At 67.6% G+C, this 12973-nt stretch carries 11 protein-coding genes and 1 pseudogene; 10 read left to right on the forward strand and 2 right to left on the reverse strand.

Translation table 11 applies throughout. The features are described 5' to 3' along the window. Positions 1-15 precede the first annotated feature (15 nt). Positions 16-969 (reverse strand): phytanoyl-CoA dioxygenase family protein, encoded by a 954-nt coding sequence (locus PHLH3_RS13495; RefSeq protein WP_213629825.1) that lies wholly within the window; start codon positions 967-969, stop codon positions 16-18. 137 nt (positions 970-1106) lie between these two features. On the opposite strand from PHLH3_RS13495, the gene PHLH3_RS13500 reads away from it, so the two are divergent. From PHLH3_RS13500 to PHLH3_RS13530, 7 genes are all read left to right on the forward strand, one after another. After that, positions 1107-2018: an AraC family transcriptional regulator gene (locus PHLH3_RS13500; protein ID WP_213629827.1), complete on the forward strand. Its 912-nt coding sequence runs from the start codon at positions 1107-1109 to the stop codon at positions 2016-2018. Positions 2019-2152: 134 nt separating this feature from the next. After that, the gene (locus PHLH3_RS13505) at positions 2153-3406 is read left to right on the forward strand and encodes an ABC transporter substrate-binding protein (protein ID WP_213629829.1); all 1254 of its coding nucleotides are present in this window, start codon (positions 2153-2155) and stop codon (positions 3404-3406) included. Between the two features lie 127 nt (positions 3407-3533). Continuing rightward, positions 3534-4442, forward strand: coding sequence for a sugar ABC transporter permease (locus PHLH3_RS13510; protein WP_213629830.1), 909 nt, complete (start codon positions 3534-3536; stop codon positions 4440-4442). Beyond that, positions 4435-5280: a carbohydrate ABC transporter permease gene (locus tag PHLH3_RS13515; RefSeq protein ID WP_213629831.1), complete on the forward strand. Its 846-nt coding sequence runs from the start codon at positions 4435-4437 to the stop codon at positions 5278-5280. Before PHLH3_RS13510 ends, PHLH3_RS13515 begins: the two co-directional genes overlap by 8 nt. 47 nt (positions 5281-5327) lie before the next feature. Then, the gene (gene ugpC / locus PHLH3_RS13520) at positions 5328-6488 is read left to right on the forward strand and encodes a sn-glycerol-3-phosphate ABC transporter ATP-binding protein UgpC (RefSeq protein ID WP_173174201.1); all 1161 of its coding nucleotides are present in this window, start codon (positions 5328-5330) and stop codon (positions 6486-6488) included. Positions 6489-6571: 83 nt separating this feature from the next. Further along, positions 6572-7792, forward strand: a complete 1221-nt coding sequence (locus tag PHLH3_RS13525; protein ID WP_173174199.1) for a carbohydrate porin — start codon at positions 6572-6574, stop codon at positions 7790-7792. A gap of 112 nt (positions 7793-7904) precedes the next feature. Then, positions 7905-8714, forward strand: coding sequence for a D-hexose-6-phosphate mutarotase (locus PHLH3_RS13530; RefSeq protein WP_213630546.1), 810 nt, complete (start codon positions 7905-7907; stop codon positions 8712-8714). A 307-nt stretch (positions 8715-9021) separates the two neighbouring features. Here the strand turns inward: PHLH3_RS13530 and PHLH3_RS13535 are convergent, their stop codons facing one another. Next, positions 9022-9891 carry a MurR/RpiR family transcriptional regulator gene (locus PHLH3_RS13535; RefSeq protein WP_173174197.1) on the reverse strand — a complete coding sequence of 290 codons (870 nt, stop codon included), beginning with the start codon at positions 9889-9891 and terminating at the stop codon, positions 9022-9024. Positions 9892-10065: 174 nt separating this feature from the next. Between PHLH3_RS13535 and zwf the strand changes: the two genes are divergently transcribed. From zwf to PHLH3_RS13550, 3 genes and pseudogenes are all read left to right on the forward strand, one after another. Then, on the forward strand, positions 10066-11535 hold the full coding sequence (gene zwf, locus PHLH3_RS13540; RefSeq protein WP_213629832.1) for a glucose-6-phosphate dehydrogenase: 1470 nt from the start codon (positions 10066-10068) through the stop codon (positions 11533-11535). After that, positions 11522-12237 (forward strand): annotated as a pseudogene (gene pgl, locus PHLH3_RS13545) (6-phosphogluconolactonase). The gene zwf and the pseudogene pgl overlap by 14 nt, the downstream one beginning before the upstream one ends. A 17-nt stretch (positions 12238-12254) precedes the next feature. After that, positions 12255-12932: a bifunctional 4-hydroxy-2-oxoglutarate aldolase/2-dehydro-3-deoxy-phosphogluconate aldolase gene (locus PHLH3_RS13550; protein WP_213629834.1), complete on the forward strand. Its 678-nt coding sequence runs from the start codon at positions 12255-12257 to the stop codon at positions 12930-12932. Positions 12933-12973: the final 41 nt, after the last annotated feature.

Below are 12973 nucleotides of genomic sequence, written 5' to 3' on the forward strand. Positions count from 1 at the left end.
GCCCAACAGCGTCCATCAGGGCCAGGGCTCCAGCCCCAGCAGCCGGCGCCCGTGTTCGCTGAGCTCCGCGCGGGCGAAGTGGCGGCGCTCGTACTCCCTCGGATCGCCAGGGAAAGGGTCGCCCAGCGGGTGGGTCTGCGCAGCCCAGGTGTGGATGCGCGCCTGGCGCAGCGGTTCGTTGTCGAAGTCCGCCGGGAACATCGAGATGTACTGCGCCAGGCGCACGCGGTCCTCCGAGCGGTTGGGGCGCACGCCGTGGGCCAGCAGGCTGTTGAAGATCAGCAGGTCGCCTTTCTCCAGGCTGATGTTCTCGATGCGGTGCTCGCCGATATCCGGCTTGAACGGGTTGGCGCCCTCGGGCTGGCGTGCCCACCACTGTTCGATCTCCGCGAAGATCCCCGGCACGCACTGGAAGCCGCCGACCTCGTCGTCCTGCCGCGCCAGCGACAACACGCCCTGGGCGGCGATGGGCAGCGGCCGTTGGGACACATCGACATCGAAGTGGATGAAGCCGTCCTTCCTGCCCGCCGCGCGCGCCGCCTTGTTCGGCGGGTTGAGGTTGGCGCGGTCGATGGCCACCCACAGGTCCTCGCGGTCCCAGATGTCGACGAAGGCGTCGTAGATGCGCCGGTTCTGCCGGGTGTCCCACAGGCTCTGGTGGTTGTAGACCTCGACCATGCCGGTGTTGTTGAGCTCGGTCATGCGGTGCTCGCGCAACTGCGGGCGGTACCAGGTGGCCGGGTCGTGCGGGTCCATCTCCTGGAAGCGCCAGAGCATCTCCACCACCGCATCGGCCTCGGCGGCACTGACCGCATTGCGCACGATCACATAGCCCTTGCGGGTCCAGTGCTGCCAGTCGGCCTCGCTCAGCACCCGCAGCGGGCGGCGCTTGTCGATGGCCTGCAGCGGCGTGGTGGAACGCCCCGCGCCAGGGTGGTTGCCGTGCCCGTCGGTGTAGAGGGTCGCCATGTCGTTCTCCTGCGTTGTTGTTATGGGAACGCTTCGCAGGCTATCCAGCGGCGCAGGGCGAGGCTGCCGCGGTTAAAGGCCAAAACCGATACTTTCATGGCGTGATGCCAGGCCCGGGTTCGGCTATCGTGCCGTTCATGCGCGCATTCCTCGAAACCATCACCCCCGACGACGGCGCCTCCTGGGCCCTGCTGAACCGCCGCCTGGAGGAGGGCATCCCCTTCCAATGGCACCACCACCCGGAGTACGAGCTGACCCTCACCCTCAACAGCCTGGGCCATCGCTACATCGGCGACGACATCGAGCCCTACGGGGACGGCGACCTGGTGCTGGTCGGCCCCGGCGTGCCCCACAGCTGGTGCTCCCGCGAGCGGATCGATGCCGGGCGGCCCCACGTGGCGCTGGTCATCTGGTTCCACCGCGACTGGGCCAACGGCCTCCTGGCGCTGCTGCCGGAGCTGCGCGACCTCGGCGTGCTGCTGGCCGGCGCGGAGCGGGGCCTGAGCTTCGGCGCGGCGACCCGCGCCCGCGTGCGCCCGCTGATCGAGGCGATGCCGGAGGCGGAGCCGGGCCGGCGCCTGATGTTGCTGCTGGAGGTCCTGCTGCTGCTCTGCCGCGATCCGGACCTGCTGCACCTGGCCAACGCACCGCGCATGCCCGCCAGTGCACCCCTGGCCGACCCGCGCATCCAGCGGGTGCTGGACCGGCTGCACCAGGGCTTCGCCGCGCCGCTTTCCATCCCCGAGTTGGCCGAACTCGCCTGCGTCAGCGTCTCGGCCTTCCATCGGATGTTTCGCCGCCATACGCGGATGACCGCCGTGCAGTACGTCACGCGGCTGCGCATCGGTCGCGCCTGTTCGCTGCTCATCGCCACCGACCTGCCGGTGGTGCGCATCGCCGAGCAGGTGGGCTATGCCAACCTCTCGCTGTTCAACCGGCAGTTCCTCGCGCACAAGGCCAGTACCCCGAGGGACTTCCGCCGCCTCCACCGCAAGGCGGCGAACCCGCCCCCCAGCGAGGTCAGGAACGGAGTGGACCCCGTGACGTGATTTCCGCCCTGTGTAACCGAACCGTGACCTTCGGGCATCCCTTTGTTACCCGGCGCCCCGACCATCCTGTTTAGACTTCCGGCAAGCGCAAGCACCGACTTGCACAGCCATAAAAACAAAAAGGTGATTCCCTCATGAATGCTCTCTCTCGCCTGGCCGTTGTCGTATCCCTCGCTTCGCTCTTCCCCCTTTCCGCACTCGCCGGTGAAGTGGAGGTCCTGCATTGGTGGACGTCCGGTGGCGAGAAGCGCGCCGCCGAAACCCTCAAGGAACTGGTCGAGAAGAAGGGCCACACCTGGAAGGACTTCGCCGTCGCCGGCGGTGGTGGCGAGGCCGCGATGACCGTGCTGAAGACCCGCGCCGTTTCCGGCAACCCGCCTTCGGCCGCGCAGATCAAGGGGCCGGACATCCAGGAGTGGGGCGAGCTCGGCCTGCTCACCGAGATGGACGACGTGGCCGCGGAGGGCAAGTGGGACGCGCTGCTGCCCAAGCAGGTCGCCGGCATCATGAAATACGAGGACCACTACGTCGCCGTGCCGGTCAACGTGCACCGGGTCAACTGGCTGTGGATCAACCCCGAGGTGTTCAAGAAGGCCGGCGCCACGCCGCCCACCACCCTCGATGAATTCTTCGTCGCCGCCGACAAGCTCAAGGCCGCCGGCTTCATCCCCGTCGCCCACGGTGGCCAGCCCTGGCAGGACGGCACCACCTTCGAGAACATCGCCCTGAGCATTCTCGGCCCGCAGGACTACCACAAGGCCTTCGTCGAGCTCGACCCGGCCACCCTCTCCGGCGAGAAGATGGTCAAGGTCTTCGCCACCCTGCAGAAGCTCCATGGCTACATCGACGCCAACGCCGCCGGTCGCGACTGGAACTCCGCCGCCGCGCTGGTCATCAACGGCAAGGCCGGCATGCAGATCATGGGTGACTGGGCCAAGGGCGAATGGACCGCCGCCGGCAAGGTGGCGGGCAAGGACTATGTCTGCGTGCCGTTCCCCGGCACCCAGGGCAGCTTCGACTACAACATCGACTCGCTGACCATGTTCAAGCTCAAGGACGACGCCAACCGCAGCGCCCAGGAAGACCTGGCGCGCATCGTCATGGGCACCGAGTTCCAGACCCTGTTCAGCCAGAACAAGGGCTCCATCCCGGTGCGCCAGGACGTCGACATGAGCAGCTTCGACAGCTGCGCCCAGGCCTCCATGAAGGACTTCAAGGAAGCCGTCGGCAACGGCGGGCTGCAGCCGAGCATGGCGCACCTGATGGCCTCCTCGGGCTATGTCCAGGGTGCGGTGTTCGACGTGGTCACCAACTTCTTCAACTCGCCCTCGGCGGACCCGAAGAAGGCCGCCCAGCAACTGGCGGCCGCCATCCAGGCCGTGCAGTAAGCAACCGGGCCGCCCCGGCGGCCCGCTCCTTTCCCTGATTCGCAACGGTGCCGGCAGGCGCCACGGCTTCCTGCTGCCCGGATTTCCCCTCCGGGGCGCCCGGGCGACCTGCCATACGGAGTGATCCATGAGTTCAACCGCAGTCTTCGCCAAGGCGTCGCCACTCGATGCGCTGCAGCGCTGGCTTCCCAAGCTGGTCCTGGCGCCGAGCATGCTCATCGTGCTGGTGGGCTTCTACGGCTACATCCTCTGGACCTTCCTGCTGTCGTTCACCAACTCGCGCTTCATGCCCAGCTACAAGTGGGTGGGCCTGCAGCAGTACGAGCGCCTGTGGGACAACGACCGCTGGTGGGTGGCCAGCCACAACCTGCTGGTGTACGGCGGGCTGTTCATCACCATCAGCCTGGCGATCGGCGTGTTCCTCGCCGTGCTGCTGGACCAGCGCATCCGCCGCGAAGGCTTCATCCGTACCGTCTACCTGTACCCCATGGCGCTGTCGATGATCGTCACCGGCACCGCCTGGAAGTGGCTGCTCAACCCCGGCCTGGGGCTGGACAAGCTGCTGCGCGACTGGGGCTGGGAAGGCTTGCGCCTCGACTGGCTGGTGGACCCGGACCGCGTCGTCTACTGCCTGGTGATCGCCGCCGTATGGCAATCCTCCGGCTTCGTCATGGCGCTGTTCCTCGCCGGCCTGCGCGGGGTCGACCAGTCGATCATCCGCGCCGCCCAGGTGGACGGCGCCAGCCTGCCGACCATCTACCTGCGCATCGTCCTGCCGAGCCTGCGCCCGGTGTTCTTCAGCGCGCTGATGATCCTCGCCCACATCGCCATCAAGAGCTTCGACCTGGTGGCCGCGATGACCGCCGGCGGCCCCGGCTACTCCTCCGACCTGCCGGCGATGTTCATGTACGCCAGCACCTTCACCCGTGGGCAGATGGGCCTCGGTGCGGCCAGCGCCATGCTCATGCTCGGCGCCGTGCTGGCGATCATCGTGCCCTACCTGTATTCCGAACTGAGGAACAAGCGCCATGACTAGCCTGGCCGGAAAACCCCCGCTCAGCCTCAGCCGCCTGGCCATCCACGCGACCCTGATCGTCGCCTGTGCCCTGTACCTGGTGCCGCTGGTGGTGATGCTGCTGACCAGCTTCAAGACCCCCGACGACATCCGCACCGGCAACCTGCTGTCGCTGCCGGACGTGTTCACCCTCATCGGCTGGACCAAGGCCTGGACCCAGGTCGGCGGCTACTTCTGGAACTCGGTGATGATCACCGTGCCGGCGGTGCTGATCTCCACGCTGCTCGGCGCGCTCAATGGCTACGTGCTCTCCATGTGGCGCTTCCGGGGTTCGCAGCTGTTCTTCGGCGCGCTGCTGTTTGGCTGCTTCCTGCCGTTCCAGGTGGTGCTGCTGCCCGCGTCCTTCACCCTCGGCAAGTTCGGCCTGGCCAACACCACCGCCGGCCTGGTGCTGGTGCACGTGGTCTACGGCCTGGCCTTCACCACGCTGTTCTTCCGCAACTTCTACGTCAGCATCCCCGACGCCCTGGTGCGCGCGGCGCGGCTCGACGGCGCGGGGTTCTTCACCATCTTCGGGCGCATCCTGCTGCCCATGTCGGTGCCCACCGTCATGGTCTGCCTGATCTGGCAGTTCACCCAGATCTGGAACGACTTCCTCTTCGGCGTGGTGTTCGCCAGCGGCGACAGCCAACCCATCACCGTGGCCCTCAACAACCTGGTGAACACCAGCACCGGGGCCAAGGAATACAACGTCGACATGGCCGCCGCGATGATCGCCGGCCTGCCGACCCTGCTCGTCTACGTGTTCGCCGGCAAGTACTTCCTGCGTGGCCTCACGGCCGGCGCGGTGAAGGGCTGAAAAGCGGCTGCGCCCGCTCGCGGCGCTTTTGAATGGTGGAGAAAGAAATGGCAACCCTCGAACTGCGCAACGTCAACAAACGCTATGGAAGCGGCCTGGCCGACACCCTCCGGGACATCGAACTGTCCATCGACTCGGGCGAGTTCCTGATCCTCGTCGGCCCCTCGGGCTGCGGCAAATCCACCCTGATGAACTGCATCGCCGGGCTGGAAGACATCACCGGCGGCGCCATCCTCGTGGACGGGCAGGACATCAGCGGCATGAGCCCCAAGGACCGGGACATCGCCATGGTGTTCCAGTCCTACGCCCTGTACCCGACCATGAGCGTGCGCGAGAACATCGCCTTCGGCCTGAAGATCCGCAAGCTGCCGGCCGCCGAGATCGAGGCCGAGGTCAGCCGCGTGGCCAAGCTGCTGCAGATCGAGCACCTGCTCGAACGCAAGCCCGGCCAGCTCTCCGGCGGCCAGCAACAGCGCGTCGCCATGGGTCGCGCCCTGGCGCGGCGGCCGAAGATCTACCTGTTCGACGAGCCGCTCTCCAACCTCGACGCCAAGCTGCGGGTGGAGATGCGCACCGAAATCAAACTGATGCACCAGCGCCTGAAGACCACCACCGTCTACGTCACCCATGACCAGATCGAGGCCATGACCCTGGGCGACAAGGTGGCGGTGATGAAGGATGGCGTCATCCAGCAGTTCGGCACCCCGCAGCAGATCTACAACGACCCGGCCAACCTCTTCGTCGCCGGCTTCATGGGCTCGCCGCCGATGAACTTCATCCCCCTGCGCCTGCAGCGCCGCGACGGCCAGCTGTGGGCGCTGCTGGACAGCGGCCAGGCACGCTGCGAGCTGCCCCTGGGCGAGCTGGGGGAGGGCATCGAAGGGCGCGAGGTGATCCTCGGCGTGCGCCCGGAGCAGATCCTCGCCAGCGCACCGGCCGGCGCCACGCTGCCGGGCATCCGCGCCGAGATCGAAGTCACCGAGCCCACCGGCCCCGACACCCTGGTGTTCACCAGCCTCAACCAGACCAAGGTCTGCTGCCGCCTGGCGCCGGACGCCGCGCCGCAAATAGGTGAAACCCTGTCGCTGTATTTCGATCCCAGCAAGGTGTTGCTCTTCGACGCGCAGAGCGGTGAGCGCCTGGGTGGGCTGGGAAAGTCACGAACCGCTGAGCGCGCGGGGAATGTCGCGCAGTTCAAGGGGCGTTGAAAGGACGGTCGCCCGGGCTGCCATCCGAGCCCAGGGACGGCCCTGATATCCAAGGCAATACAACAATAAAAACTGGAGTGGATATGAACGTGAAGAAAGGTTGGTGGATGCTGCCCTGCGCCATGATGGCGCTGCCCGGAGCGGCCAATGCGCTGGATTTCACCGGCTACATGCGCAGTGGCGCCGGCAGCTCGACCGATGGTGGCACCCAGTCGTGCTTCCAGCTGCCGGGGGCGCAATCCAAGTACCGCCTGGGCAACGAATGCGAGCAGTACATCGAGCTGGACCTGCGCCAGGACGTGTTCAGGCTCGACGACGGCTCGGTGATCAGCCTCGAAGGCATGGCCCAGCTCTACAACCAGTACGGCCACACGCCCAAGTTCACCGGCGACTACGGTTTCGCGCGGATGAACCAGATGTACGCCGAGTGGAGCAACATGCCCGCGCTCAATGGCGGCTCCTTCTGGGCGGGGCGTCGTTTCTACAAGCGTAACGACATCCACATCTCCGACTTCTACTACTGGAACCAGAGCGCCACCGGCTTCGGCTTCGACGAAGTGGCCATCGGCGACCTGAAGTACAGCTACGTCTTCTCGCGCAAGGACAACTACGACCAGAAGCCCTACATCAACCGCCACGACTTCAACGTCGGCGGCTTCCAGACCAACCCCGGCGGCGAGATGGAAGTGGGCTTCAGCTACATCGACAAGCCCGACAGCACCGACGCCCACAGTGGCTGGGCGGTGACCGCGCAGCACAAGCAGAAGCCCTTCGCCGGCGGCGCCAACACCTTCGCCCTGCAGTACGGCCGCGGCCCCGGCACCGGCCTGGGCTACACCGGCGACCCGACCCTGGACAACAGCGCCTCCAGCTGGCGCGCCGTGGAATTCTTCGACTGGCAGATGACCCCGCGCTTCGGTGGCCAGTTCGAGATCGTCTACCAGAAGGACAAGCGCCCCGACGGCGCTGACCAGAACTGGCTGTCGGTGGGCGTGCGCCCGGTCTATGCCATCACCGAGCAGTTCAAGCTGGTCACCGAACTGGGGCGCGACCAGGTGGAAGCCCCTGGCGGCACCCGCAAGCTGACCAAGTTCACCATCGCCCCCACCTGGTCGCCCGCCGGCCCGGGCTTCTGGGAACGCCCGGAAATCCGCCTCTACTACACCTACGCCAGCTGGAACGAAGCGGCGCAGCGTTCGGCCAGCCTGCTGGCGGCCGGCTCGGCGCTCTCCGACACCGGCGCCTACGGCACCGACCTGCACGGCTCCAACGTCGGCGTGCAGATCGAGTACTGGTGGAAGTGAGCATGAGCGGCGCGGCCCCGCGATGAGTCGTGGCGAACCGCGCCGCCATGGACTGGAGCTGGCGGCGACGGAGACGGCGGAGCATCCGCTCGCCGGGCTCTTCGTCCCCGGCATGCGCCAGGTATTCCGCTGGAGCAGCGAGCAGGGCCGCGAGCTGCTGCTCATCGACCACCCGCGCTGCCGCGCCATCTTCGCCCGCCAGGGCGGCCAGCTGCTGCACTTCCAGCCGCGTGGCGAACGCCCGATGCTGTGGTGCGCCGCGCGCTGGCCCAGGCTGGGTGCGATCCGTGGCGGCGTGCCGGTGTGCTGGCCCTGGTTCGGTCGCCACCCGCAGGAAAGCGGCTGGCCCCACCACGGCTGGGCACGGCTCACCGACTGGCGCCTGCTGGAGCGCGAAAGCTCGGAGGCCGGCGTGCGCCTGCGCTGGCGCCTGGCGCTGCACGACTGGGAAGTGGAGTTGCAGGCGGAGCTGGGCGATGAACTCGCCCTGACCCTCACCACCCGCCACGCCGACCAGGAGCCCTGCATGCTCAGCCAGGCGCTGCACGCCTATTGGCGCATCAGCGATATCGCCCGGGTCGCCGTGCTGGGGCTGGAGGGCGCCAGCGGGCAGGACCTGCTCAATCGCCAGCGCATCATCCAGCAGGGCGAATTGCGTCCGATGGAAGGCTGCCACCGCGTCTTCGACCACGACGGCCCGCTGCGCCTGCAGGATGCCGGCTGGCAAAGGCGCTTGCGCATCGACACCGGCGGCTCGCCCAATACCGTGGTCTGGCACCCCGGCGGCCGCCCCCTGGCCGACGTCGGCTGGAAGGAAGGCCTCGGCTTCGCCAGCATCGAAGCCGCCGCCTGCGGCACCGGTGGCCAGGTCTTGGCGCCAGGGGAGACGGCGCGCATCCAGCTGCGTGCCAGGGTGGAGTGAATACCTGAGGTAGCCCGGGCTTCAGCCCGGGGGGCAGGCTGAGGGCTCGGCAGTATGAGCACGTGCCGTAGGGTGTGCCGTGCGCACCTCCGCTCGGTGCTTCCGGCGAGTCCGAGGTGCGCGCAGCACACCCTACGTCCTGAGTGAGCGGCGGCTGCATGCTCCGAGGCCTGGTTGTGCTCCCTTCCAGGGGATTAAAAGCAACGCCACGTTCCAAGAAAGTGGACGTTTACTCGCGGGCGGGACAGTCCCCCGACCACCGGCCCCGAATCAATCCCGCCACCATGGGTCTGCCCTTGAAAGGGCCTCAGCCCGGCTCTTCGTCCGAGGGGTAGCGGCTGGCGTTGAGGCTTTCCTTGATCTTGCGCAGGTGCGGTTGGAAGTCGACGCCGCGGCGCAGGGTCACGCCGGTGGCGAGCACGTCGAGCACGGTGAGCTGGATGATGCGCGAGGTCATCGGCATGTAGATGTCGGTGTCCTCCGGCAGGGGGATGTCCAGGCTCAGGGTGCTGGCGCGGGCCAGCGGCGAGCCGGCGGCCGTGAGGCCGAGCACCGAGGCGCCGTTCTGCCGCGCCAGGCGCGCCACCTCCACCAGTTCGCGGGTGCGGCCGGTGTAGGAAATGATCACGAACAGGTCGCCGGTGTGGGCCACCGAGGCGAGCATGCGCTGCATCAGCACATCGGAATGGGCCGAGACGGCGAGGTTGAAGCGGAAGAACTTGTGCTGGGCGTCCAGCGCCACCGAGGCGGAGGCGCCCAGGCCGAAGAAGTGGATCTGCCGGGCCTGGATCAGCAGGTCCACGGCGCGGCTGATCAGGTGCGGGTCGAGCGCGTTGCAGGCGCTGTCCAGGGAGGCGATGGCGCTGCCGAAGATCTTGCGGGTGTAGGCCTCGGGGCCGTCGTCCGCTTCCACGGCGCGGCTCACGTAGGCGGCGCCGCTGGCCAGGCTCTGCGCCAGCTGCATCTTCAGCTCCGGGTAGCCATTGACGCCGAAGGAGCGGCAGAAGCGGTTCACCGTCGGCTCGCTGACGCCGGCGGCCTGGGCGAGGGCGGCGATGCTGAAGCGGGTCGCCTGCTGCGGGTCCTGGAGGATCACCTCGGCGACCTTGCGTTCGGCCTTGTTGAGGTCTTCGAGTCGACCCTGGATCTGTTCCAGAAGATTGCGTACGCGGTCCATGGAGGTTCCTTGAAAGGGGCCTGCAAAATCGGTGGCCTATCGTAATGAGGGGCACCGGCCAGAGCCAGAAGTAACAGGAGGGTGACAAAATGTTGTTCTTATTACTACATTTATTCTTGAAATGGCCATTCTCACCGTGTATTTCTTATTCAACCTCGTAAAAGAACAATCATCATGGCTTCCCTATCCGTAGAACCCTGCACCTTCGCCCTGTTCGGCGCCCTCGGCGACCTGGCCTTGCGCAAGCTGTTCCCGGCGCTCTACCAGCTGGACCGCGCCGGCCTCCTGCACGGCGACACGCGCATCCTCGCCCTGGCCCGCGAAAGCGGGGAGGGCGGTGCCCGCCTGGCGTCCATCGAGGAGCACCTGCGCCGCTACGTACCGGAGCGGGAGATCGATGCCGCAGTGCTGCAGCGCTTCACCGCGCGGCTCGACTACCTGTCGATGGACTTCCTCCACGCCGAGGGCTACCAGGTGCTGGCCGAACGCATCGGCCCCGAGGAGCGGCTGATCGCCTACTTCGCCACCCCCGCCTCGGTCTACGGTGCCATCTGCGAGGGCCTGGCCCGCGTCGAGCGCGCCCGCCATACCCGCGTGGTGCTGGAGAAGCCCATCGGCCACGACCTCGAGTCCTCGCGCCGGGTCAACGACGCGGTGGCCGTGCATTTTCCCGAGAACCGCATCTACCGGATCGACCACTACCTGGGCAAGGAGACGGTGCAGAACCTCATCGCCCTGCGCTTCGCCAACAGCCTGTTCGAAACCCAGTGGAACCAGCACCACATCTCCCACGTCGAGATCACCGTGGCCGAGCAGGTGGGCATCGAGGGCCGCTGGGGCTACTTCGACGAAGCCGGCCAGTTGCGCGACATGATCCAGAACCACCTGCTGCAGCTGCTCTGCCTGATCGCCATGGACCCGCCCAGCGACCTCTCCGCCGACAGCATCCGCGACGAGAAGGTCAAGGTGCTCAAGGCCTTGGCGCCGATCACCGCCGCCCAGGTGGCGCAGCAGGTGGTGCGCGGCCAGTACATCGCCGGCAGCAGCCAGGGCAAGGCGGTGCCGGGCTACCTGGAAGAGGAGAATTCCAACACCCAGAGCGACACCGAGACCTTCGTCGCCCTGCGTGCCGATATCCGCAACTGGCGCTGGAACGGCGTGCCGTTCTACCTGCGCACCGGCAAGCGCATGCCGCAGAAGCTGTCGCAGATCGTCATCCACTTCAAGGAGCCGCCGCACTACATCTTCGCCCCCGAGCAGCGGCCGCTGATCAGCAACCGGCTGATCATCCGCCTGCAGCCCGACGAGGGCATCTCCCTGCAGGTGATGACCAAGGACCAGGGCCTGGACAAGGGCATGCAACTGCGCAGCGGCCCCCTGCAACTGAGCTTTTCCGATACCTACCGCAGCGCGCGGATTCCCGATGCCTACGAACGCCTCCTGCTGGAGGTGATGCAGGGCAACCAGAACCTCTTCGTGCGCAAGGACGAGATCGAGTACGCCTGGCAATGGTGCGACCAGCTCATCGATGGCTGGAAGCAACTGGGCGACTCCCCCAAACCCTACGCGGCCGGCACCTGGGGGCCGGTCGCATCCATCGCATTGATCACCCGTGACGGCAGGAGCTGGTATGGCGATCTGTAATCTCGACCTGCCCACGCAGGTCACCGGGTCAGCCTCGGCAGCCCCGAACAACTGGCCGGCGAACTGGCCCTGCATGTAGCCGGCGCCCTGCGCTCGGCCATCGAATCCCACGGCGTGGCCTCCCTCGTTGTGTCCGGTGGGCGCAGCCCCATCGCCTTCTTCGAGCGTTTGTCCGCCCAGGCGCTGGACTGGTCCCGCGTGGCCGTGAGCCTCGCCGACGAGCGCTGGGTGCCGGTCGGCCACGCCGACAGCAACGAAGGCCTGGTGCGGCGCCACCTGCTGCGCGGCCCGGCGGCCAAGGCACGCTTCATCGGCCTCTACCATTCCGCCGCCAGCCTGGACGAGGCGGCGCGCCTGGCCGATGCCGCGCTCGCCGAGCTGCCGCAACCCATCGACGTGCTGGTGCTGGGCATGGGGGAGGACGGCCACACCGCCTCGCTGTTCCCGAGGAGCCCCGGCCTGGAGGCCGCCTTGAGCCACGCCTGCACCCAGCGCTGCGTACCGATGCAGGCCCCGAGCGTGCCACGCCAGCGCCTGTCCATGCCGCTGCCGCTGCTCGCCGGGGCGCGCCTCACACTGCTGGCGGTGCAGGGCCAGGCCAAGCTCGACACCCTGGCCGCCGCGCTGGCCGGCGAGGACGTGGCGGCGATGCCCATCCGCGCCTTCCTGCGCCAGCCCCTCGAGATCTACTGGTGCCCCTGAGCCCGAAGGACCCCGTCATGACCCAGAACCCGTCCCAAGCGCGCAGCGTGCCGAGCATGGCCGAGAAGGTCGAGATGATCGACCGGCTCTGCGCCGAAGCCCGCATCCTCCCGGTGATCACCATCGAGCGCGAGGAACACATCCTGCCCCTGGCCGATGCCCTGGCCGCCGGCGGCCTGCGCGCCCTGGAAATCACCCTGCGCTCCGAGCACGGCCTCACCGCCATCCGCCTGCTGCGTGAACAGCGCCCGGACCTGCTGATCGGCGCCGGCACCGTGCTGGACGAACAGATGCTCGCCGAGGCCGAGGCCGCAGGCGCGCAGTTCATCGTCACCCCCGGCTGCACCGCCGAGCTGCTGGACGCCGGCCGGCAAAGCCCGCTGCCGTTGCTGCCCGGCGTCGGCAGTGCCTCGGAAATCATGCTCGGCCACGCCCGTGGCTATCGGCGCTTCAAGCTGTTCCCCGCCGAAGTGGTAGGCGGTGCGGCGGCCCTCAAGGCCTTCGCCGGCCCCTTCCCGGGCATCCGCTTCTGCCCGACCGGCGGAGTGAAGCCGGACAACGTGCGCAGCTACATGGCCCTGCCCAACGTCATGTGCGTGGGCGGCACCTGGATGATGGAAAGCGCCTGGGTGCGCGCCGGCGACTGGGCGCGCATCGAAGCCACCACCGCCGAGGCGCTCAGGCTGCTGCAGTGATGCCGCGTTTCGCGCGGGTGTCGGTGGTGTCCACCGTCATT

The organism is Pseudomonas sp. Pc102 (genome assembly GCF_018408275.1).
In the GTDB taxonomy this organism is placed as follows: domain Bacteria; phylum Pseudomonadota; class Gammaproteobacteria; order Pseudomonadales; family Pseudomonadaceae; genus Metapseudomonas; species Metapseudomonas tohonis.